The 21,518-nt window shown below is 67.3% G+C and carries 19 protein-coding genes and 2 riboswitches; of the genes, 5 read left to right on the plus strand and 14 right to left on the minus strand.

Annotation, left to right across the window (positions count from 1 at the left end; genetic code table 11):
* Positions 1-1,134: an ornithine/lysine decarboxylase gene (gene odc2 / locus H1343_RS15045; protein WP_185983654.1), complete on the plus strand. Its 1,134-nt coding sequence runs from the start codon at positions 1-3 to the stop codon at positions 1,132-1,134.
* Positions 1,135-1,246: 112 nt separating this feature from the next.
* Positions 1,247-1,798 carry a GNAT family N-acetyltransferase gene (locus tag H1343_RS15050; RefSeq protein WP_185983655.1) on the plus strand — a complete coding sequence of 184 codons (552 nt, stop codon included), beginning with the start codon at positions 1,247-1,249 and terminating at the stop codon, positions 1,796-1,798.
* Positions 1,799-1,809: 11 nt separating this feature from the next.
* On the opposite strand, the gene H1343_RS15055 is transcribed toward H1343_RS15050, so the two are convergent.
* Positions 1,810-2,787 (minus strand): WD40 repeat domain-containing protein, encoded by a 978-nt coding sequence (locus H1343_RS15055; RefSeq protein WP_185983656.1) that lies wholly within the window; start codon positions 2,785-2,787, stop codon positions 1,810-1,812.
* The gene (locus tag H1343_RS15060) at positions 2,787-3,911 is read right to left on the minus strand and encodes a CobW family GTP-binding protein (protein WP_185983657.1); all 1,125 of its coding nucleotides are present in this window, start codon (positions 3,909-3,911) and stop codon (positions 2,787-2,789) included. Before H1343_RS15060 ends, H1343_RS15055 begins: the two co-directional genes overlap by 1 nt.
* A gap of 149 nt (positions 3,912-4,060) precedes the next feature.
* Here H1343_RS15060 and H1343_RS15065 point away from each other — a divergent pair, with 149 nt between their 5' ends.
* The 3 genes from H1343_RS15065 (at position 4,061) to H1343_RS15075 (ending at position 6,635) form a co-directional block, all read left to right on the plus strand.
* Entirely contained in the window at positions 4,061-5,104 is a 1,044-nt protein-coding gene (locus tag H1343_RS15065) for a LacI family DNA-binding transcriptional regulator (RefSeq protein WP_185983658.1), read from the plus strand.
* A complete protein-coding gene (locus tag H1343_RS15070; RefSeq protein ID WP_185983659.1) occupies positions 5,101-6,081 on the plus strand; it encodes a 2-hydroxyacid dehydrogenase in 981 nt (326 codons plus the stop codon). Before H1343_RS15065 ends, H1343_RS15070 begins: the two co-directional genes overlap by 4 nt.
* A 110-nt stretch (positions 6,082-6,191) precedes the next feature.
* Positions 6,192-6,635, plus strand: a complete 444-nt coding sequence (locus H1343_RS15075) for a hypothetical protein (protein ID WP_185983660.1) — start codon at positions 6,192-6,194, stop codon at positions 6,633-6,635.
* A 51-nt stretch (positions 6,636-6,686) separates the two neighbouring features.
* Here the strand turns inward: H1343_RS15075 and H1343_RS15080 are convergent, their stop codons facing one another.
* From H1343_RS15080 to H1343_RS15135, 12 genes are all read right to left on the minus strand, one after another.
* Positions 6,687-7,352 carry a GNAT family N-acetyltransferase gene (locus H1343_RS15080; RefSeq protein ID WP_185983661.1) on the minus strand — a complete coding sequence of 222 codons (666 nt, stop codon included), beginning with the start codon at positions 7,350-7,352 and terminating at the stop codon, positions 6,687-6,689.
* The gene (locus H1343_RS15085; RefSeq protein ID WP_185983662.1) at positions 7,349-8,245 is read right to left on the minus strand and encodes an alpha/beta hydrolase; all 897 of its coding nucleotides are present in this window, start codon (positions 8,243-8,245) and stop codon (positions 7,349-7,351) included. Before H1343_RS15085 ends, H1343_RS15080 begins: the two co-directional genes overlap by 4 nt.
* Positions 8,242-8,883 (minus strand): bifunctional 4-hydroxy-2-oxoglutarate aldolase/2-dehydro-3-deoxy-phosphogluconate aldolase, encoded by a 642-nt coding sequence (locus H1343_RS15090; protein WP_185983663.1) that lies wholly within the window; start codon positions 8,881-8,883, stop codon positions 8,242-8,244. Before H1343_RS15090 ends, H1343_RS15085 begins: the two co-directional genes overlap by 4 nt.
* Positions 8,884-8,892: 9 nt before the next feature.
* Positions 8,893-10,374 (minus strand): alpha,alpha-trehalose-phosphate synthase (UDP-forming), encoded by a 1,482-nt coding sequence (locus H1343_RS15095; protein WP_185983664.1) that lies wholly within the window; start codon positions 10,372-10,374, stop codon positions 8,893-8,895.
* Entirely contained in the window at positions 10,367-11,149 is a 783-nt protein-coding gene (otsB, locus tag H1343_RS15100; RefSeq protein WP_246333128.1) for a trehalose-phosphatase, read from the minus strand. The genes H1343_RS15095 and otsB overlap by 8 nt, the downstream gene beginning before the upstream one ends.
* Positions 11,150-11,213: 64 nt before the next feature.
* Positions 11,214-12,017, minus strand: a complete 804-nt coding sequence (locus tag H1343_RS15105; protein ID WP_185983666.1) for an N-acetylmuramidase domain-containing protein — start codon at positions 12,015-12,017, stop codon at positions 11,214-11,216.
* A gap of 89 nt (positions 12,018-12,106) precedes the next feature.
* On the minus strand, positions 12,107-13,414 hold the full coding sequence (locus tag H1343_RS15110; protein ID WP_185983667.1) for a D-amino acid dehydrogenase: 1,308 nt from the start codon (positions 13,412-13,414) through the stop codon (positions 12,107-12,109).
* Between the two features lie 42 nt (positions 13,415-13,456).
* Positions 13,457-13,567, minus strand: a riboswitch (glycine riboswitch).
* Positions 13,568-13,657: riboswitch (glycine riboswitch) on the minus strand.
* 53 nt (positions 13,658-13,710) lie between these two features.
* Positions 13,711-15,219 (minus strand): choline-sulfatase, encoded by a 1,509-nt coding sequence (gene betC / locus H1343_RS15115; protein ID WP_185983668.1) that lies wholly within the window; start codon positions 15,217-15,219, stop codon positions 13,711-13,713.
* Positions 15,220-15,302: 83 nt separating this feature from the next.
* Positions 15,303-16,247 carry a choline ABC transporter substrate-binding protein gene (choX, locus tag H1343_RS15120; RefSeq protein WP_185983669.1) on the minus strand — a complete coding sequence of 315 codons (945 nt, stop codon included), beginning with the start codon at positions 16,245-16,247 and terminating at the stop codon, positions 15,303-15,305.
* A 98-nt stretch (positions 16,248-16,345) separates the two neighbouring features.
* A complete protein-coding gene (locus H1343_RS15125; RefSeq protein ID WP_185983670.1) occupies positions 16,346-19,480 on the minus strand; it encodes an efflux RND transporter permease subunit in 3,135 nt (1,044 codons plus the stop codon).
* A 34-nt stretch (positions 19,481-19,514) separates the two neighbouring features.
* Entirely contained in the window at positions 19,515-20,651 is a 1,137-nt protein-coding gene (locus H1343_RS15130) for an efflux RND transporter periplasmic adaptor subunit (RefSeq protein WP_185983671.1), read from the minus strand.
* Between the two features lie 154 nt (positions 20,652-20,805).
* Positions 20,806-21,438, minus strand: a complete 633-nt coding sequence (locus tag H1343_RS15135) for a class I SAM-dependent methyltransferase (protein WP_185983672.1) — start codon at positions 21,436-21,438, stop codon at positions 20,806-20,808.
* Positions 21,439-21,518: the final 80 nt, after the last annotated feature.

A 21,518-nucleotide genomic window follows, 5' to 3' on the forward strand; every position in this document is an offset into this window, starting at 1 on the left:
ATGGCCACGCAGCGTATCATCGACTTCCTCGCCACCCGACGACCCACGGGTCCCTGCCTCGTCGTCGACCTCGACGTCGTCGAGGACAATTTCAACGCCTTCCGCAAGGCGCTGCCCGATTCGTCGATCTACTACGCGGTGAAAGCCAACCCGGCGCCGGAGATCCTCCGCCTGCTCGCTTCGCTTGGCTCCTCCTTCGACTGCGCGTCGGTCACCGAAATCGAAATGGCGCTCGACGCCGGTGCGACGGCCTCGCGCATCTCCTTCGGCAACACGATCAAGAAGGAGCGCGACGTCGCGGCCGCTCACGTGCTCGGCGTCTCGCTCTTTGCGGTAGACTGCGTGGAGGAGGTCGAGAAGATCGCCCGCGCCGCGCCCGGCGCCCGCGTCTTTTGCCGCGTCCTGACCGACGGTGCCGGCGCCGAATGGCCGCTCTCGCGCAAGTTCGGCTGCGTACCGGCGATGGCAATCGAGGTGCTGGAGCACGCACACCGTCTCGGTCTCGGCGCCACCGGCGTCTCGTTCCATGTCGGCTCGCAGCAGACCAACACCGAGGCCTGGGACGGCGCGCTCGCCGACGCCGCCCACGTCTTCGAGACGCTGGCCGAGCGCGGGATCGTGCTCACGCTCGTCAACATGGGCGGCGGGTTCCCGACGCGCTACCTCAAGGACGTGCCGACCGCACAGGCCTACGGTCGCTCGATCTTCGCCGGCCTGAAGCGCCATTTCGGCAACCAGCTCCCGGAGACGATCATCGAGCCGGGCCGCGGCATGGTGGGCGACGCCGGCGTGATCAAGGCCGAGGTCGTGCTCGTCTCGAAGAAGTCGACGGCGGACGAGAACCGCTGGGTCTATCTCGACATCGGCAAGTTCGGCGGCCTCGCCGAGACGATGGACGAGGCGATCCGCTACCCGATCGTGACCGAACGCGACGCCGACGCCAAGACGCCCTGCGTCCTCGCCGGCCCGACCTGCGATTCGGCCGACGTCATGTACGAGAAGACGCCTTACCCGCTGCCCGTCTCGCTGACGATCGGCGACGAGGTGCTGATCGAGGGCACGGGCGCCTACACGACGACCTACGCCTCGGTCGCGTTCAACGGCTTCGAGCCTCTGCGCGCCTACGTCATCTGACGTAGCGCCAGCTTCCACGATGACGGCCCCGGCAGTCTGCCGGGGTATCTTGCCCCTGCCGCGCGATGTGCGGCGGGACCGTCTTCGCTCGTTCCCAGGAAGGATGTGCGCCATGGCCGCGCTGCCTCTCGTCTCGCTCTCCGTCACGGAGGGCTTCCGCCCGCTCGTCACGCTGCGCGCCGAGACGCCGGCCGATCTGCCCGCGCGCGAGGCGCTGCTCGACGCCGCGATGGGCGCCGGGCGCATGCGCAAGTCTTCGGAGACGATCCGCCGCGGTCGCCTGCCGGCCGACGGCCTGTCGCTGGTCGCGGAGGACGAGGACGGGCTTCTGCTGGGCACCGTGCGGCTCTGGCATATCGATGCCGGTGGCGTGCCCGCGCTCCTGCTCGGCCCGCTCGCCGTGCGCCCAGGCTTCGAGGGCATCGGCATCGGAGGTCAGCTCATGCGCCGGGCCGTCGCCGAGGCGCGGTGGCGCGGCCACCGGGCGATCGTCCTCGTCGGCGATGCGCCATATTACGACCGCTTCGGCTTCGGCGCGAAGGTCGCGGCCGGCCTCGCCATGCCCGGCCCGTTCGAGCGTCACCGCATGCTCGGCCTCGAGCTGGAGGCCGGCGCGCTGACGGGTGCCAACGGCGTCATCGCGGCCACCGGCCCCGCCGCCTGACGGCGCGCGTTTCAGCCCGCGATGTCGACGACGCCGGCTTCCCCGCTTTCCGTGCCGAAGGCGAGGAAGCGGCCGTCCTTGTCCCAGCCCATCGCGCTCACGGGGGACTTGCCGCCCCGGCGCAGGAGCGCTTCCTTCTGGTCGGCGAAGCGAACGGCGAGGATCATGCCGTCCTGGTAGCCGATGGCGACGACGTCGTCGCTCGGATGGCAGGCGACGGCCGTGACCATCGTGTCGCCCCGCGTGCCGAGTTCCAGCGGCGCCTTGCCCATCGGACCGTCGCGCCCGGTGAAGGGCCACAGGATGGCGGCGGGCGCGCCGGAGGTGGCGAGGAACTTGCCCTTGGCCGACCACGACCAGCTCTTCACCTTGGCCGGATAGCCGGTCATGCGCATGTGCTTGCCGTCCTCCAGCCGCCATCCGTGCAGGGCGTTCTCCTGCATGACGGTGACGAGGAAGCGCCCGTCGGGGGAGAAGAGGATGCCGGTGTGAGCGCCCTTCCACTCCAGCTCCTGCGGCGCGGCATCGGTGAGGGGAAAGAACAGCGAGGCGCCATCGTAGCGCGCGCTCGCAAGCCGCAGCCCCTTCGGCGCGAAGGCGATGTCCTCGACGCTGCGCGCATGGACGAGTTCGCGCGGCGCGCCCTTGCCGTCCACCACATAGGCCGTGCGGCCGGAGGCGAAGGCGGCGGCGCCCTTCGGCCCGCCAGCGACCGCGCTCACCCATTTGCGGCCGATCTCGGCAAGGGTCGATTGCGTGCCGGAGGCGTCGGTGGCCACACAGCGCCCGTCCTCCCCGCCGGAAAGGAGGCGCGGGGAGAACGGATCGAGCCGGGCCGTGAGCAGGCCGCCTTCGTGCGTCTCCAGAACCGTCTCGCCGCCGGCCGGAAAGCGGATCGTGCCGTCCGCAAGCGCGAAGACGGGCCGCTCCTTCAGGAACAGCGCCGCCTCGACATGGGCCGTGTAGTCGTAAGGTGCGATCTGCGGCATCAGGCGGGCACGCCCGCCTTCGCCATGCAGGCCTCGAAGCCCGCTTCGAGCGCCTTGCGATCGAGATCGCGCCCGATGAAGACGAGCCGGCTCACGCGAGCCTCGTCCTCGCGCCAGGCGCGCTGGTGGTCGCCCTCGACGATCATGTGCACGCCCTGAAGCACGTAACGGTCGGGATCGCCCTCGATGGCGAGAATGCCCTTCAGGCGCAGGATGTTCGGCCCTTCGGTCTGGGTCAGCGTCTGGATCCACGGGAAGAAGCGATTCTTGTCGATCTCCCCGCCCGACAACGACACCGAGGTCACCGTCACGTCGTGGATCGGCGCCGCCTCGCCGTGATGGTCGTGGTCATGATCGTGGTGGTGATGATCGTGATCGTGGCCGTGATGGTGGTGGTGATCGTGGTCGCAATCCGGCCCGCAGACATGCTCGTCATGGGCCGCGTGCGCCTCGTTCAGGAACTCCGGATCCTCGTCCAGAACCCGCGCGAGATCGAAGGCGCCCTGCCCGAGAACGCGCTTCAGGTCGATCTCGGAGCGCTCGGTCCGGTGAATGACGGCCTGCGGATTGATCGCGCGCACCGTCGCCTCGACGCTCGCCAGTTCCTGCGGGGTGACGAGGTCGGTCTTGTTGATCAGGACGACGTCGGCGAAGGCGATCTGGTCCTCGGCCTCGCGCGAATCCTTCAGGCGGAGCGGAAGGTGCTTGGCATCGACGAGCGCGACCACGGCATCGAGCTGCGTCTTTGCCCGCACGTCGTCGTCCATGAAGAAGGTCTGCGCGACGGGCACCGGATCGGCGAGGCCGGTGGTTTCGACGATGATGGCGTCGAACCGTCCCTTGCGCTTGGTCAGGCCCTCCACGACGCGCACGAGATCGCCGCGCACCGTGCAGCACACGCAGCCATTGTTCATCTCGTAGATCTCTTCGTCGGTCTCGACGATGAGGTCGTTGTCGATGCCGATCTCGCCGAACTCGTTGACGATGACGGCGTAGCGCTTGCCGTGATCGCCCGACAGGATGCGGTTGAGGAGGGTCGTTTTGCCGGCGCCCAGATACCCGGTGAGCACGGTCACGGGGATCGGGGCCTCTGCGGCCGGATTGGCGGTCTGCGTGGCGGACATGATGAAAGCTCCATCGCTGGTCGGTCCGATATAGCGATCGGCGCGCATGATTGCATCCGTCGCCGCACCGCTGCCGCGTTCGATTGTTGCGCCCGCGCGCCATCATCGCTTACACCGGGCGGGCTCACCACGGCGGGAACGGGAGATCGGTGGCCCAGAAGGTCAAACTTTCGACGATTGCGGAAACGCTCGGGCTTTCCACCGCGACCGTCTCTCTGGCCCTGCGCGACTCGCCGCTCGTCGCCGAGGTGACGCGCGAGCGCATCAAGGAGGAGGCGCGCGCTTCCGGCTATATCTACAACCGGCGCGCCGCGAGCCTTCGCACCTCCAAGTCCGGGATCGTCGGCGTGTGCGTCGCCGACATCATGAACCCCTTCTTCGGCGAGATCCTCAAATCGGTCGAGAACGAGCTCGACCGGCACCGCCAGACCTTCGTCCTGTGCAACCACTACGACGATCTCGCTAAGCAGCGCTCCTTCGTGGACACGATGCTGCAACTCGGCGCCGACGGTCTGATCATGTCGCCCTCGATCGGCACGCCGGCCTCCGACATCCATCTCGCCGAAGAGAACGACCTGCCGGTGACGCTGATCGCGCGCACGATCGAGGGTTCGGGCGTGCGCTCCTTCCACGGCGACGATTCCTACGGAATGCGGCTGGCCGTCGGGCACCTGATCGAGGGCGGGCACACCCGCATCGCGATGGTCGGCGGCACGGATCTGACGTCCACCGGGCGCGAGCGCGAGCGCGGCTATTGCGAGGCGCTGGAGAACGCCGGCCTGCCCTTCCGCGAGGAATGGCGCCTGAAGGGCCCGCGCGACCGCCATTCGGGCTTCGATGCGGCCGAACGCTTCGCGGCCCTGCCCGATCGGCCGACAGCCGTCGCCTGCTTTTCCGACCTCGTGGCGCTCGGCTTCATGTATGGTCTTGCGCGCCACGGGCTGAGGCCCGGCGTCGACGTCGCCGTCACCGGCTATGACGACATCGACGAGGCGGCCATCGCCATGCCTTCGCTGACGACGGTCGCCAACGGCCAGAGCGAGGTCGGCCGCCAGGCCGCCGAAGCCCTCGCCGCACGGCTCTCGGGCACGCCGGCCGTGGAGTCCGTCGAACTCATCACCCCTCAGTTGAAGATCCGCCAGTCGAGCCGCTTCGGCCCGCACGGCACAGGAAAAGGAAAAGATCCCGCGTGACCGATCTCAAGGCGACCAAGATCCTCGTTCCCGGCAGCATCAATCCCGACACGTTCGAGACGCTGAAGGCGACCTTCGACGTGCGGCATCTGCCGAGCCGCAACATTGCGGATCTGCCGGAAGAAGAGCGGCCGGCCATCCTCGGCGTCGCCGGCTTCAACAACGTTCCCGCCAAGCTGATGGACGCGCTTCCGAACCTTGAGATCGTCGCCAATTTCGGCGTCGGCTACGACGGCGTCGATGCCAATCATGCTGCCTCGAAGGGCATTATGGTGACGAACACGCCGGACGTCCTGACCGAGGAGGTCGCCGATACCGCCCTCGGCCTGACACTGATGACGCTGCGCGACCTCGGCCGGGCCGAGCAGTATCTGCGCGCCGGCCGCTGGGAGAGCGATGGCCCCTTCCCGCTGACGCAGACGACCCTGCGCGGTCGCACGGCCGGCATCATGGGCCTCGGCCGCATCGGCCTCGCCATCGCCACGCGCCTAGAGGCGTTCGGCGTGAGGGTCGCCTACCACAACCGGACGAAGCGCGACGACGTCGCCTATGCCTATCACGACACGCTGAAGAGTCTGGCGGAGGCCGTCGATCTCCTCGTCATCGCCGCGCCCGGCGGCGCTTCGACCGACAAGGCGGTGGACGCGGAGGTCCTCAAGGCGCTCGGGCCGAAGGGTGTCCTGATCAACATCGGCCGCGGCACAACGGTGGACGAGGAGGCGCTGATCGTCGCGCTCAAGGACGGCACGATCCAGGCGGCCGGCCTCGACGTTTTCGAGAAGGAACCCAAGGTGCCGCAGGGCCTCCTCGACGCCCCCAACGCCGTCCTTCTCCCGCACGTCGCCTCCGCTTCGCGTCACACCCGCAAGGCGATGGGTGATCTGCTTGTCGAGAACCTCAAGCTCTGGTTCTCGGGGCAGGACGTTGTCACGCCGGTGGCGGAAGTGACCCGCACCGGATTGAAACGGCGCGGGTGAAGCGTTGCGCGCGATGATGTGAACAGTTTTAAGGAAGCGTTTCGGCGACCGTTAACCTTCGGGTAAGATTAAGAAGGTGATACTGTCGGTCTATCCGAAAGGAGACCGTCATGAACTTCGCCGCCATGGTCCTGTCCATAGGGGTCGCCGGAGCAGTCCTTGCCTACAACATGCAGGGCACTGCGGTCGCGGCGAACGACACTCTGGTGAGTGCGATGCAGCCCTCGCCGGAGATCACCGGGACGATTTCGGCCGCCACCGCGGCCCCCACGGCGGCGGTTCGGCTGATCGACCTGCGCTCGGGCGCCACCTGCAAGATGATGCGGCCCGACACGTCAAGTACGGCGCTCAAGCTCGCGCTCATCGGCCCCGACTGCGCCAGCGCGCCGCATCTGGCCGAGGTCGCCTTCTGGCGCACGACAGAGAGCGGCTCGCTCATCATGACCGACCGTGCCGGTGAAACCGTTCTCGAGTTCGCGCCCGGCGATGGCGTTCTCTATGAATCGGTCTATCCGTCGAACGAGATCATGACGATCGTTCCCGCGCGCACCTGAGCGCAGCGAAGATCCGACGGACAAACGGCGCCTTCGGGCGCGGCTTTCGTTTCAAGGCCGCAGTTCCACCAGCGCGCTGCGCTGGCGTCCATGTTCGTCGAAGTTCGCGTCCGCCAACCATGCCTCGAAGGCAACCCGGCAGTGCGGCCATTCGCGGTCGAGCAACGAGAACCAGGCCGTGTCGCGGTTCTCGCCCTTCACGATCATATGCTGGCGGAACAGCCCTTCCCACGTGAAGCCCAGCCTCTCGGCCGCGCGCTTGGAGGGCGCGTTGCGGTCGTTGCACTTCCATTCCAGGCGCCGATAGCCGAGATCGTCGAAGACGTGAGCGAAGACGCGGAAGAAGACCTCCGTCGCGCGGCGCGTGCGCTGGAGCGCCGGCCCGAAAAGGATGTTGCCGATTTCGACGACCCCATTGGCACGGTCGATGCGCATCAGCGAGAGAAATCCCTCCGCCTTGCCGGTCTGTGCGTTCACGACGGCGAAGAAGCGTGCGTCGGGCGCGAGCAGGACAGGGCCCGCCCCCGCCTCGAAGGACTCGAGCCTGTCGAACGGTCCGATCGCCAGATAGTCCCAGGCGGGGTCGAAGGCGCGATCGGCGGACATTTCATAGAGTTCCGCGAAGCGCCGGCCGTCGACGATCGGCTCCAGCGTCACCTCGCGCCCGGTGACCGGCTCGGCCGGCGGAAAGGGGCGAGGTTCGTAGTCGAGGCTCATCGTGACGTCTCCCTGATGAAGCTTGCCACCTCGGCGCGGATTTCCGGCCGGCCGAGGCGCAGCGCCGTTGCGAAGGAGGTGATGGGCCCGATGTGATCGAGCCCTTCGTAGAAGCGCGTCTCGACGCGCCCGCCCGCAGTCTCGATCCGTCCCGCCATCGAGCGGGTGTTCTCCGGATCGACCGTCGTGTCGGCGAGGCCGTGAACGAGGAAGGCCGGTGCCTCCGTACCGTCGACGAAGTTGATCGGCTGGCTCTCGTCGCGCGTCGCCTCGGGAAAGACGCGCTTGTAGCGCTCCTCCGTCAGCGGCAGGAAATCGTAGGGACCGGCAAGGCCGACGAAGCCGCGAAGGCGAGCGGGATCGTAGCCCGTGCTGCGCAGATAGCGTTCGTCGAAGGCCAGAAGCCCGGCGATTTCGGCACCCGCCGAATGCCCCATCAGCACCAGCGGATGATCGCCGGCGGGCACGCCGTTTCCACCCTCGCGCATGGTGGCGTCGATGCGGGCAACAGCCGCCGCACCGTCTTCCACGAAGCCGGGGAAGACGACTTCGGGATAGAGCCGGTACTCGGGAACGGCGACAATGAAGCCGTAGGCAGTCAGCGACTGGCCGACAAAGCGGTAGATGTCCTTGGATCCGGAATCCCAGCTTCCACCGTGAAAGAAGACAACCACCGGAGTATCGGACGCGACGCCGTCCGGCACGTAGAGATCGTAACGCCGCCGCTCGCCCTCGCCATAGGCGATGTCGCCGGTCAGCGAGTAGCCGCTGCGCGGGGTGATGGCGTTCAGCGCGCCGGCCGCGCAGGCGGAGAGGAAGAGCGAAGTGGTGACGAGCCCGGCCAGCGGCCGCCACCGTCGCCCACCCTCTTCGCGCGCCCGCGCGAGCCTCACCCGCGCGGCATCTGGGAAGCTTCGCGCGCGAGCGCCTCGATGGCCGCGAAATCACCTGTCGCAAGCGCCTCTTTCGGCGCGACCCACGATCCGCCGACGCACACGACGTTCGGCAGGGCAAGATAGTCCGCGACGTTCTTCGGCGAGACGCCGCCCGTCGGGCAGAAGCGGATGTTCTGGAACACCGGCGCCAGCGCCTTGAGATAGGGCACGCCGCCGAGCTGTTCGGCGGGGAAGAACTTCAACAGCTCGTAACCGCGCGCGATCATCGCCATCAGCTCGCTAGGGCTCGCCGCGCCCGGCAGCAGCGGCACCGGCGAGGCGTCCGCCGCATCTAGAAGCGCTGGCGTCGCGCCCGGCGAAACGACGAAGCGCGCACCGGCCGCCTCGACCTCGGCGAACTGGGCCGGCGTGAGGATCGTGCCCGCGCCGCAGATGGCCTCGGGCACCTCGGCGCTGACCGCGCGAATCGCATCGAGCGCGGCCGGCGTGCGCAGCGTGATCTCGATCGCCGGCAGACCGCCGCGAGCAAGCGCGCGGGCAAGTTCCACCCCCTCGCCTGCGCTGGACACGGCGACCACGGGAATCACCGGCTGGCCGGAGAGAATGTCGATCAGCGGTTGCGTTTTCTGCGCCATCTTCGGTCCCTATCCAGGGCGCACGGCGCCCAACAGTCTCAGCGCCTTATCCCACAGCCAGGGCTTCTGCAAAATGGCATCGTCCGGGTTGTCGACATGTCGCCCGCCATCGAAGGCCTTGAGCGTCTCGAGGAACCCGTCGCACCAGCGCGCGGCCGTGTTCTGAAAGACCTTCTCGGCCATCAGCGCGTGCCGGCGGCGGCGCTCGTCGAGCGGCATGGTCAGCGCGTAGTGGAGCGCGCGCGACACGTCGTCGGATGAGTACGGGTTGACGATCAGCGCCGCGCCGAGTTCGGCCTTCGCGCCGGCGAAGCGCGACAGGATGAGGACGCCGGGATCCTCCGGATCCTGCGCGGCCACATACTCTTTGGCGACGAGGTTCATGCCGTCGCGCAGCGGCGTGACCATGCAGACGCGGGATGCGCGGTAGATGCCGGCCAGCGCCTTTCGGGTGAAGCCGCGCGTCAGGATCTGCATCGGCGCCCAGTCCAGCGTGGCGAAGCGCCCGTTGATGTTGCCGGCAAGCTGCTCAAGCTCGACACGCAGTTCCGCGTAGGCGTCGAGCTGCCCGCGCGAGACAGGCGCCACCTGCAGGAAGCGCACCTGGCCGTGCGTTTCGGGATAGTCCTCCAGAAGCTGCTCGAAGCCGCGGAAGCGCTGAATGATGCCCTTGGAATAGTCCATCCGGTCGACGCCGACGATCTGCGCGCGCCCGTTCGCCATGCCCTGCACCATTGCCTGATGCTCCTGCGCTTCGGCCGAACGGGCAAATTCGGCAAAGCCCTCGGCGTCGATGCCGATCGGGAAGGTCGCGGTCTTGGTCAGCCGCTCGCCGACGCGCACGAGGCCGTCGTCGAGTTCTTCCGCCTCCAGCTCCTGCACGCAGTAGGTCACGAAGTTGCGTCGGTCGGTCTCGGTCTGGAAGCCGACGACATCGTAGGCGAGCATGGCGGAGACGAGATCGAGCGAGGCCGGCAGCGCGCCGAGGATTTCCGGCGGGCAGAAGGGGATGTGCAGGAAGAAGCCGATCCGGCCCGTGTACCCCTGCTCGCGAAGCTCCGCGCCGAGATAGAAGAAGTGGTAGTCGTGGACCCAGACGAGGTCGTCGTCCTTCAGGAGCGGGCGCAGACGCTGCGCGAAGCGGTGATTGACCGCGCGATAGGTGCGGTCGGAGTCCCGATCAAACTCGGCGATGTCCAGCCGGTAGTGCAGAAGCGGCCAGAGCGTGCGGTTGGCGTAGTGGAGGTAGAAGCCCTGCGCCTCCTCCTCCGTCATATCCACCGTGACAAGTTCGGTCTTGTCGTGCGTCTCCGAACGAAGCTCGCCACCGAGGCCCTCTTCGCTCGTTTCTCCGCTCCAGCCGAACCAGAGACCGCCACGCCTGCGCAGCGCATCGGCAAGGCCAACAGCGAGGCCGCCAGCCTTGCCCTCGTCTCCGAGCGGCCCGACGCGGTTCGAGACAAAAACGAGACGGTTCATGGACTCAGTCATGCGATGCGCTCTTCATCGAATTGTCGGCCACCGACGCAGGAGACGAGAGGGGAAGCGCCCCGGCAAGCCAGCGATGCACCGCCCCGACGTCGTCGAGCCGCGCGTTGGCCGCCGTCTCCCCGTCCCCGACCTTGACGGCGAGGCCGCCCATTTCGGCCACGACGCGCATGGCGAATTCGTCGGTCGTGTCATCACCCACATAGACGGGACGCCGGCCCGCAAAGGGCGCTGCTTCCATCAGCCTGCGCACGGCGTTGCCCTTGTCCATGCCGGCCGGGTGCACCTCGACGATGCGGTTGCCGTGCATCACGGACAGATCACCGCGTCCGGCAACGGCGGCCGCCATGATGGCCCGCGCCTCCGCCTCCAGATCGGGGCGCTCACGGTAATGCAGGACGAGCGCGGTGCCCTTGTCTTCCAGCTTGAGTGCGGGCTGGGCGGCGACCGCCTTTTCGAGCGAGGCGCGCACGCCGTCGAGCGTCCGCGGCCCGGCCGAACTCTCGACCGGCGCGCCGGGCGCGGAACGAGTCTCGAGGCCGTGCACGCCGGCTGCCGCGAAGGACAGCGGCGTCAGGAAACGGTCGAGATCGGCGATCCGCCGGCCGCTGACAATGGCCAGCGCGCCCGACAGCTGCTCCTTCAGCATCAGGAGCGTGTCGAGCGCGTGGCGATCGATCGCAACGGCCTGCGGGTCATCGACGAAGCGCACGAGCGTTCCGTCGAAGTCGAGGAAAAGGGCGTCGGCGGTCGGGTCGATCGGTTGTGGTATCGGCATGCCCATCGAGATAGGCGCGATCCGCCGCCCTGCCACCCGTTCGCCGCAATTGAGGCCGTGCCCGTCAGGCGGCCGCGGCCATGCGCACGCGCGTCGGCCCGTCGAGGACACCGCTCGCCGCAAGCCCCGCCTGCACCTGAAACTTCCGCAAGGCGGCCTGCGTCTTCGGGCCGAAGATGCCGTCGACGGCGAGCGGATGGCCGGCGGCGGCGAGCGCGCGCTGGAGGCTCGTCACGGCCGCACCACGGGCGCCCAGGGCGAGATCAGGGATATCGCCCAGGAGGCGCTGAGCCTCTGCAAAAGCCCCTGCGATCTTCGTGTCGTAGCCGTTGCGGGCATAGGCGGGTCCGTTGTAGCGCCGTGCGAAACCCTTGACGTCTCCGGCCGGCAGGAGCCGCGAGAGCGCGCCAACGCGGAGAAACCGCGCCATCAGGCGAAACTGCCCTTCGATCGATCCTCGTGCCTCTTTGGCAAGCGCTTCGACGCTCGCATAACCGAGCCGCCGCCAATGCTCGCCCATCACCTGACCGAGCCCCCAGGAGGTCGATTGCCAGGCCGCCCGGCGATCGATGGCGGCGGCCCTTTCGATCATCGCCCAGCGCGCGGCCTGTCCGGACGGATTGCGCACCCGCCCGGCGGATGGATGCGCGAGTCCGGCCGTGCGCGCGACGGTTCTCGGCCCGGGCGCGAGGAGGCGATCGAAATAGTGACCTTCGAAGCGGATCAGCGGCTCGCGACGCCGGCCGACCGGCGCGAAGGCCTGCGCTCTCGTCTCCACCCACGCGACGGCAATGAGCACGGCGGGCGAGACGCCTTCGGCCTCACCGGTGCTGCGCGCGGCTTGCAGGACGTCGTCGGCAATCTTCATGGCTGGCTTCTCCCCGGCTTGGTTGCTCGGGCGCCAGTATCGCGGCGCCCGGCGTGACCGGGGAGAAGTTCAGGATGCGCGTCGGGCGCTCAGGCCGCGTCGCGAAGCGGGTCCGGGCTCTTCACCGCAGGCTCGTCAGCCGCCGTCCTGGCGGCCGGAGAGACAGGCTTGGCGCCGGGATAATCCCCGGCGACCTCGTTTGCGATCATGTCGGCAGTGAGCGCGGAGAGCGTCCAGCCGAGATGGCCGTGGCCGGTGTTGTAGTAGACGCGGCTCTGCTTGCCGCGCCCGACGCGCGGCATCATGTCCGGCATCATCGGGCGCAGGCCGGCCCAGGGCACGACGGACGCCGTGCCGATGCCGGGGAAGCGCTGGCGGCACCAGGTGACGAGCGGCTTGATGCGATCCATGCGGATGTCGCGGTTCTCGCCGGCGAACTCGGCCGTGCCGGCAATGCGCATGCGCGTCTTGCCAAGGCGGCTGGTGACGATCTTGGCCTTGTCGTCGAGGAGGCTGACCCACGGCGCGCCGTTCTGGCTGGCCTCGTCCTCGAGGTTCACCGTCACCGAATAGCCCTTCACGGGATAGACGTTCACGCGGTCGCCGAGCTGAGCGGCGAAGCGACGCGAGGCGACGCCCGCACAGACGACGATGGCGTCGAAACGGTCCACGCGCGGGCTCTCGCCGGTCTTCGCCCAGGTCACGCGCACGCCGTCCTCGTCATGCGAGAGCTGCGAGACGTCGGCATCGTAGTTGAAGACGACGCCGCGCTTGGCGCAGGCATCCGACAGGCCGCGCGTGTATTTGTGGATGTCGCCGGTAAAATCGCTCTCGGTGAAGAAGCCGCCGTGGAAGGTGCCGGCGAGCGTCGGCTCGATGGCGTGGATTTCCTCGTTGGTCAGCGCGCGGCGTTCGAGCCCGCCCTTTCGGTACATCTCGTTGACGCGCGTCGCATGCTCGAACTCGGCCTTGGATTCGTAGACATGCAGGATGCCGCGCTTTTCGAGGTCGAAGGCGATGCCCTCCTCCTCGGCCATGTCGATCAGATGGCGGCGCGCCTCGATGGCCATCTTCGCGGTCGCGATGGTGTTGGCCTCGTACGAGCGCGCGGCCATCACGAACTCGAACATCCACGAGAGCTTGTGCCAGGTGGGCGCGGGATGGACGAGCAGCGGCGCGTCCTTCTTCAGCATCCACTTGATGCCCTTGATGAAGGTGGCCGGGTTGTTCCAGACCTCGGCGTTGGAGGCCGAGAGCTGGCCTCCATTGGCGAAGGAGGTTCCCATGCCGGCGAACGCCTCGCGGTCGTAGACCGTGACTTCGAGGCCCTGGCGCATGAGTTTGTAAGCGGTGGTGACGCCGGTGATGCCGGCGCCGATGACGGCGATGGAGGTCATGCACGATCCTTTTCGAACCCGCGTTTCCGCCGGATTCTCGTCGTGCCCCTCTCCGTCATGAGCCTGAGAGCTTCACGGGACGAGAACCATCCTCCTCCCGCTTTCTCCTTCGGCGGGCGCCCCTTCGATCAGGGCGCCACTCTCCGGATTTGCCGCTGCCGCGCGGTCCTTTTGCCTGAGAGATTCCGGGGCGGTTGCTCCTTCGGCGCCGGCCTTTCGGCCGGTCTCTCCCGCAGCGGCAGTGTTCATTAAACATACGTCATGCCGCCCACACCGGCAAGCTCAAAGAATGGGCATCAGTCACGCGGGAAGCGCTGGTCGTGCTCAAGGACGTTGAGGTCCATGTGATTGCGCATGTAGCGCTCGGAAGCCTTCTGAAGCGGCTGATAGTCCCACGGATAATACGCGCCGTTGCGCAGCGCCTCGTAGGTGACATGCCGGCGCGCCTGGCTTTCGCGCACCGCCCGCTCGAATCGGGTCAGGTCCCACTGCGCGGCGACCATCTGACGGAATCGCGCCGCCGTCTCTGCATGGGCCGGATCGCCGGCGAGGTTGTGGAGTTCCAGCGGATCGGCTTCGAGGTCGAAGAGCTGTTCGGCGTCGGCCGGACAATGGGTGAACTTCCAGCGCCCCTCGCGCAGCGCGACCATCGGCGCGATCGAGCCTTCGGCCACATACTCCATCGCGACGGCTTCGCGCCCGTTCTCCGGCACATCGAGAAGAGAGATGCCGTCCAGCCATTCGGCGTGATCGGACAGGTCGACGCCGACGAGCTCGCACAGCGTCGGCATGACATCGAGCGTGGAGACCGGCGTCTCGACGCTGCGTCCCTCGTCGCCCGGCAGGGCCAGCATCAGCGGCACGCGCGACGATCCCTCGAAGAAGTTCATCTTGAACCACAGGCCACGCTCGCCCAGCATGTCGCCGTGGTCCGACACGAACAGGACGGCCGTGTTCTCGGCCATGCCCGTCGTCTCCAGCACCTCCAGAAGCTCGCCGATGCGCTCGTCGACATAGGAGATGTTGGCGAAATAGGCCCGGCGCGAATCGGCGATCATCTGGTCGGTGATTTCGTATTTCGCGTCCTCACAGGCATCCATCAGGCGCCGCGAATGCGGGTCCTGATCCTCGTAGGGAATGCGCCCCACCTCCGGAGCCAGCGCCTCGCAATCCTCGTAGAGGTCCCAGAAGCGCTTGCGGGCGACGTAGGGGTCGTGCGGATGGGTGAAGGAGGCGGCCAGGCACCAGGGCCGATCGTCCTGCCGGCGCGCCAGATCGTAGAGCCGCGCCTTGGCATGGAAGGCGACCTCGTCGTCATATTCGAGCTGGTTGGTGATCTCCGCCGTGCCCGCGCCCGTCACCGATCCAAGATTATGATACCACCAGTCGATGCGCTCTGTCGGGTGGCGCCAGTCCGGCGTCCAGCCGAAATCGGCAGGATAGACATCCGTCGTCAGGCGCTCCTCTAAACCGTGAAGCTGGTCGGGCCCCACGAAGTGCATCTTGCCGGAAAGACAGGTGCGGTAGCCGGCGCGGCGAAGATGATGCGCGAAGGTCGGGATATCGGAGGCGAACTCGGCGGCGTTGTCGTAGACGCGCGTTCGCGACGGCAGTTGCCCGGCCATGAAGGAGGCGCGGCTCGGCGCGCAGAGCGGGCTCGCGGTGTAGGCATTCGAGAAGCGCAGCGAGCGCCCGGCGAGCGCACGCAGGTTCGGCGCATGCAGGAACTCCGCCGGCCCGTCCGGGAAGAGCGTTCCATTGAGCTGATCCACCATGAGGATGAGGATATTGGGACGGGCGGTCATCGGGATCTTTCGGCGGCAGGAGAACGGGCGAAGGGCCGATCGCTTTCGCGACCGGCCCTCCGGCTTGGACAGGTCAGTTCGGCTTAGAGGCCGAGATGGGCGCGAACGGCATCCAGGCCCGGCTTGCCGGAGAGCGTCGTCACGCCGTCGAGCCAGGGCTCGAGCACGTCCGGGTTCTCGGTGAGATAGGCCGTGGCGGCTGCCTCCGCCGTCTCGCCGTCGGCGAGGCGGTCCATCAGCGCGTTTTCCATCTCCACGGTGAAGGTCATCTGCTCGAAGAGCTTACCGGCGTTCGGGCAATCCTCGGCATAGCCGGCACGCGCCACCGTGTTGATGTCGGCGCGGCCGAAGTCAGGGCCGAAATAGTCGTCGGCGCCAGAGAGATAGGTGATGTCGAAATTGGCGTTCATCGGATGCGGCTCCCAGGCGAGGAACGCGATCCACTGCTCGCGGCGCTCTGCCCGCGAGACCTGCGCGAGCATGCCCTGCTCGGACGAAGCCACGACCTCCCAGCCATCGAGGCCGAAATCGCCCGAATCGATCATCGCCTGCAGGTTCTCGTTGGCCGGAGAGCCGGCATCGATGCCGTAGAGGCGCGAGTTGAACTCCTGCGCGTGTTCGGCGAGATCGGAAACGTCGGTCACGCCGGCTTCTGACACGTAGCTCGGCACGGCGACGGTGAAGCGCACGCCGCCGAGGTTCTCGGCCAGCTGCTCCAGCGAGTTGTTGGCCTGCGCCTCCTCGCGGAAGGCCTGATGCGCGGGCATCCAGTTGCCGAGGAAGACGTCGATCTCGTTATTGGCGATCGCCTGATAGGTGATCGGCACCGACAGGGTCGAGACGTTCTGCGAGTAGCCGAGGCCATCGAGAACGACACCGGCGAAGCCGTTGGTCGAGGTGATGTCCGACCAGCCCGGATCCGACATGCGGACCGCCGCGCAGCTCTCGGGATCGGCCGCTTGCGCCATGCCCGCGAAGCCGGCCGTCGCGGCGAGAGCAAGAGCGAGGCGGGACAGGGGTCGGTTCATGGGAAACTCCTTGTGGGACATCCCGCAGAAACGACACCATGGCCGCGGCTTTCGCAAGGGCAGAGCTGCAAAATGCCGCAACAGTCCCGCGCAGGCGTTCACTCCGCCGGCTGGTGAACCTCCCCGTGGTCCGGCGGCGGTTGGGGCAGGAAGCGGCGTGTACGCCGCTTGAAGCCCTCGAGGAGCGTGATGATCACCGGCACGAAGATCAGCGTCAGCAGGGTGGAAGAGATCAGCCCGCCGATCACCGCATGCGCCATCGGCGCACGCTGCTCACCGCCCTCGCCCGCGCCGATGGCGATCGGCAGCATGCCGAAAACCATGGCGAGCGTGGTCATGACGATCGGGCGCAGGCGCACCGCGCCGGCCTCCACGAGGCTGTCGTGCAGCGACATGCCGCGCGCCCGGGCCTGGTTGGAATAGTCGACGAGCAGGATCGCGTTCTTGGTCACGAGGCCCATCAGCATGATGAAGCCGATGATCGAGAAGATGTTCAGCGTCGAGCCCATGATGAGAAGGCCGAGAAGAACGCCGATCAGCGACAGGGGCAGCGTTGCCATGATCGCGATCGGCTGGAGGAAGGACCCGAACTGCGAGGCGAGGACGAGGTAGATGAAGACGACCGCGAGCGCGAGCGCCTGCACCGCGTAGCCGAGACTTTCCTGCATGTCCTCCGTCTCGCCGCCGAAGATGACGCGCACGCCGGGCGGCGTCTCGATATTGGCGAGCGCCGCCGTCAGATCGCCCGAGACCTCGCCCAGCGCGCGGCCCGAGACGTTGGCGTCGATGCGCACCTCGCGCGAAAGATCGCGACGGTTGATCGTGGTCGGGGCGACCGAGTCGGTGATCTCGGCCACCTGCTCCAAGCGCACGACGACCGGACGGCCGTTGTCGTCCTGACGGGAGGTCGCCAGCGTGAGGTTGCGCAACTGGTCGGCGCGCTGGCGCATGTCCTCGGGCAGCCGCACTAGGACATCGTATGATTCGCCGTCCGGCGCATTCCAGACCGAGATGGCGTCGCCTGCAATCAGCGGACGAAGCGTCTCCGCAATCTCCTGGATCGAGACGCCGAGATCGCTCGCCGCCTCGGAGCGCAGGCGCACCGCGAGCGTCGGGCGCTCGTCCTCGATCGAGGATTCCACCTCGACCGCTCCGGGAATCGCGCGAAGCGCACCGGTGATCTCCGCCGAGACCTCACGCAGCACGGTCTCGTTGTCGCCGAGCACGGAGATCTGCAACGGCTTGCCGCCGGGACCGGCCGCCGCGTTCTGGTTGATCGAGATGTCGAGCCCCGCGATGCGCGAGAGACGCTCGCGGAGAGGCTCGGAGAGCTGCACGGCCGACATCGTGCGCTCGTCGATCGGCTTCATCGTGACCTGGATGTTGGCCGCGTTGAAGCCGCGCGCACCCGAGGCGTTGATCGCCGAATAGGTGGAGACGACGTCGGGGAACTCCGACAGCGCCGCCTCGACCTGGCGAACCTTGGCCGCAGTGTAGTCGAGCGACGATCCCTCGGGCGCCTCAATGGCGATCGAGAATTCGCCCTGGTTGCCCTGCGGCAGGAACTCGCCGCCGATGCGTGGCACCAGCATCAGCGAGCCGACAAAAACGAGCAGCGCCGCGCCGACGGTGATGATGCGGTGGCGCAGGCTCCAGCGGATGACCCCGCGGTAACGCCCCGCCAGCCGCTCGAAAGCGCGATCGAAGCGCGCGACGAGGCGCCCGATCGGCCCGCGCTTGGCGTTCGGCTGGGAGGCCGGATCGTACCAGACGCTCGACATCATCGGATCGAGCGTGAAGGCGACGAAGAGCGAGATCATCACGGCCACCGAAACGGTGACGCCGAACTGCAGGAAGAAGCGGCCGATGATGCCGCCCATGAAGGCGACCGGCAGGAAGACGGCGACGATCGTGAGCGTCGATGCGAGAACCGCGAGGCCGATCTCGTTGGTGCCCTCGAGCGCCGCCTGCCGGTGGCCCTTGCCCATGTGGAGGTGCCGCGTGATGTTCTCGCGCACCACGATGGCATCGTCGATGAGGATGCCGATCGCCAGCGAGAGCGCCAGCAGCGTCATCGTGTTGAGCGTGAAGCCGAGGAAGTAGATCACCGCGAAGGTGCCGATGACAGAGATCGGCAGGGTCAGGCCGGTGATGACGGTGGACCGCCATGAATTCAGGAATAGGAAGACGATCGCGACCGTCAGGAACGCGCCCTCGATCATCATCGCCTGGACGTTCTCGACCGAGGCGGCGATGGCGGTGGAATTGTCCCGCGAGATGTCGAGCACGATGTCGTCGGGCGCGAGTTCGCGCGCCAGCACCTCGATCTCCGCGCGCAGGGCCTGCGCGACGCCCACGGTGTTGGCGCCCTGCACCTTGACGACGTCGACGCCGAGGGCCGGCACGCCGTTGCGCGTCGCCCGGCTCGTCAGTTCGGCCGAACCGTCGACGATCCGCGCCACGTCGTGCAGATGCACCGGATACGGGCCATCGCGCGAGACGATGATCTGATCGAAATCGGCGATGTCGGCGAGCCGCCCTTCGACCGTGACGATGCGCTGGTCGATGCCCGACGTGATATTGCCCGCGGCACGATCCTGGTTCTGCTCGCGGATCGCGTTCATCACCTGCAGCGTCGTGACACCGAAGGCCTCCATCCGGTCCGGATCGGTCAGGACGAGCACCTGCCGTTCCGATCCGCCGACGATCGTCGTCTGGCCGACGCCGGACACGACGTTGAGCCGCTTGGTGATGATCTGGTCCGCGATCGTCGTCACCTCGGCGAGCGTCTTCGTCGGCGAGGAGACGGCAAGCGACAGGATCGGCGCATCGTCGGGGTTGAAGCGGGTGATCTGGGGGGTATCGACCTCGTCGGGAAAGCCCGCTTCGAGCTGGGAGACGCGGTCGCGAACTTCCTGCGAGGCGAGACGCGAATCGACGTCGAGGTCGAACTCCACGATGACGAGCGAGCGTCCCTCGAAGCTTTCCGAGGTGACGGTGCTGACGCCGCCAATCGTGTTCACCGCCTCCTCGACGGGGCGCGTGATGTTGCTCTCGACCGTTTCTGGCGCGGCGCCCGTGTATGTCGTGGCGACGACGACCACCGGAAGGTCGATGTTCGGAAACTCGTCCACGGCCATGCGGGAGAAGCCGAACAGGCCGACGACCATGATCGCCGCCATCATCATGGTGGCGAAGACGGGATGGTCGACGCTGATGCGTGTCAGGAACATCGATCGGTTCTTTCAGGCGGGCTTGTGCACGGGTTCACAGGCCCGCGATGCGCACGTCCACATCGGGCTGCAGGTCCGGCAGCGGCGCCGTTACGACCACGTCGCCGGCCTCGACCCCATCCGCCACCTCGACGAGATTGCGGTCGGGCCAGGCCTGGCCGACGGAAACGGCGCGGCGTACCAGCCGCCCGTCCTCCGCCGCTAGCACGTACTGACCCTGATCATCCTCGCGGATCGCCGAAGGTGGCAGGGCGACGACGTCCGCAAACTCGCCGGTGCGCAGCGTGCCGGTCGCGAACATGCCGCCTCGTAGGCGTCCGTCCTCGTTCGGAACGCTCAAGAACACGCGCACGGCGCGCGATCCATCCACGGCGATCGGACTGATACGCACGACCTCGCCCTCGAAGACACCGTCGAACCCGTCGACGCTCAGCCGGGCCGGCTGGCCGATGGCGACACCCCCGATCCGGCTCGTCGGCACTGCGACATCCGCCTCCATGCGCAAGGGATCGACAAGGCCCATCACTTCGGTGTTGGCTGCGAGAGACTGGCCAGGCTCAACCGAACGCATGGAAATAACGCCGTCGAACGGCGCGCGGATCACCGCGTCAGCCAGCTGGATGCACGCTTGCGTGACCTCGGCCTCCAAAGCCTTCACCTGCGCCTCGAGGTTCAGAACCTGTGCCTCGGCATCGAGCAGCGTTGCCTGCGAGGCGATGCCGGTCTGCCCGAGCCGCTGATTGCGCTCCAGGACGGAGCGAGCCAACTGAAGTTGGGCCTGCGTCGCTTCCAGGCTGGACTGGCGGGCCAGCAGCGTGGCATCCAGGGTCGCGGTGTCGAGTTCGACCAGTACGTCGCCCGCAGAGACTGCCATGCCGACATCTGCGTTCACCGTCTCGACCGTGCCCGCGACTTTCACGGTAAGTGTCGTCTTGCGCACCGGATAGAGAGCACCCGACACACGCACGTCACTCGTGATCGTCTGCGGCGCAACCGTCGTCACCTCGATGTCCGCGAGTTCGATCGGGCCGGTCACGAGCGAAGCGGTCACCACCCCCGGCGCGCCGTCCTGGTGATCGGCTGCGCTCAGGTGCTGATAGGAAACGCCAGCGACGCCAACAACGGCCGCAAGCGCGAGGATCAGCCCAAAGGTTCGTGCAGCGGATGCCATCGACGGTTCCAAGCTCAGGATTTCATGTGTCCGGATGATGCCACAGATAGGTGGGAATCATGTTGGCCGTAAGATGTCGATTTGTTACAGTTTGGGGCCGATCGAAGAAGGCCGCACCGACCGTGGCCTATCAGCATCACGGGCCATCGCCGTTTCAGGCCGCCTTTCGCGCCAGGCGGCCACCAACATCTATCAAGTCCATCGCGGACGTGCGCTCGATCCGATAGACCGCGGCCGGCGGCATGTTCCACCAGACGCGGCCGATGCGCATGGCACGGAGACCGAAACGGTCGAGCACGAGATCGGGGACCGGGCAACGCAGCCCATAGGTGAACTGGTAGATCGCACCGTCGGCCCGCAGGCAACCGCTGAGACCGGAGACGATCCGCATTACCTTGGGCAGCGGCATCGACAAGAGCGGAAGGCCGCTTACTACCGCGCCCACGGGGCGGCCGTGGAAAAGCTGCATTCGCGACAAGTCAGCCGCATCCATGCGCACGAGACGAGCCTTCGGATAGCGTGCCGCGAGAATGCCGGCAAAGGCTTCATCGTATTCGACGAGAGTCAGGTCGTCCTCCCTTACCCCGGCCGCCAGAAGCGCGCGGGTGAAGACGCCCGTTCCCGGGCCGAGTTCGAGAACAGGCGCGCAAGTCGGTTCGATCTCCCGCGTGATCAGGCCGGCGAGCCCCCGGCCGGATGGCGCGACCGCCCCGACGCGCAGGGGTGCCGAGGCCCAGGATCGCAGGAAGGACAGGAGGTCTGAGGCGCGCTGGCCACCGGTCGACAAAGTTTCACAGCCTCGAAGGTCATGGATCGTTAAGCGCGACCTTGCCGGCCGATGCCGCGATGCACCATGCCTGAATCTGC

The sequence above is a fragment of the Aureimonas mangrovi genome (assembly GCF_014058705.1).
Lineage (GTDB): Bacteria > Pseudomonadota > Alphaproteobacteria > Rhizobiales > Rhizobiaceae > Aureimonas > Aureimonas mangrovi.

What these genes read in the sequence shown, in the direction of transcription:
- H1343_RS15095 (WP_185983664.1), bottom strand. Translation starts at nt 10,374, where the DNA reads ATGACTGAGTCCATGAACCGTCTCGTTTTTGTCTCGAACCGCGTCGGG.
- H1343_RS15060 (WP_185983657.1), bottom strand. Translation starts at nt 3,911, where the DNA reads ATGTCCGCCACGCAGACCGCCAATCCGGCCGCAGAGGCCCCGATCCCC.
- otsB (WP_246333128.1), bottom strand. Translation starts at nt 11,149, where the DNA reads ATGCCGATACCACAACCGATCGACCCGACCGCCGACGCCCTTTTCCTC.
- H1343_RS15075 (WP_185983660.1), top strand. Translation starts at nt 6,192, where the DNA reads ATGAACTTCGCCGCCATGGTCCTGTCCATAGGGGTCGCCGGAGCAGTC.
- choX (WP_185983669.1), bottom strand. Translation starts at nt 16,247, where the DNA reads ATGAACCGACCCCTGTCCCGCCTCGCTCTTGCTCTCGCCGCGACGGCC.
- H1343_RS15125 (WP_185983670.1), bottom strand. Translation starts at nt 19,480, where the DNA reads ATGTTCCTGACACGCATCAGCGTCGACCATCCCGTCTTCGCCACCATG.
- H1343_RS15090 (WP_185983663.1), bottom strand. Translation starts at nt 8,883, where the DNA reads ATGGCGCAGAAAACGCAACCGCTGATCGACATTCTCTCCGGCCAGCCG.
- H1343_RS15110 (WP_185983667.1), bottom strand. Translation starts at nt 13,414, where the DNA reads ATGACCTCCATCGCCGTCATCGGCGCCGGCATCACCGGCGTCACCACC.
- odc2 (WP_185983654.1), top strand. Translation starts at nt 1, where the DNA reads ATGGCCACGCAGCGTATCATCGACTTCCTCGCCACCCGACGACCCACG.
- H1343_RS15050 (WP_185983655.1), top strand. Translation starts at nt 1,247, where the DNA reads ATGGCCGCGCTGCCTCTCGTCTCGCTCTCCGTCACGGAGGGCTTCCGC.
- betC (WP_185983668.1), bottom strand. Translation starts at nt 15,219, where the DNA reads ATGACCGCCCGTCCCAATATCCTCATCCTCATGGTGGATCAGCTCAAT.
- H1343_RS15055 (WP_185983656.1), bottom strand. Translation starts at nt 2,787, where the DNA reads ATGCCGCAGATCGCACCTTACGACTACACGGCCCATGTCGAGGCGGCG.
- H1343_RS15130 (WP_185983671.1), bottom strand. Translation starts at nt 20,651, where the DNA reads ATGGCATCCGCTGCACGAACCTTTGGGCTGATCCTCGCGCTTGCGGCC.
- H1343_RS15080 (WP_185983661.1), bottom strand. Translation starts at nt 7,352, where the DNA reads ATGAGCCTCGACTACGAACCTCGCCCCTTTCCGCCGGCCGAGCCGGTC.
- H1343_RS15105 (WP_185983666.1), bottom strand. Translation starts at nt 12,017, where the DNA reads ATGAAGATTGCCGACGACGTCCTGCAAGCCGCGCGCAGCACCGGTGAG.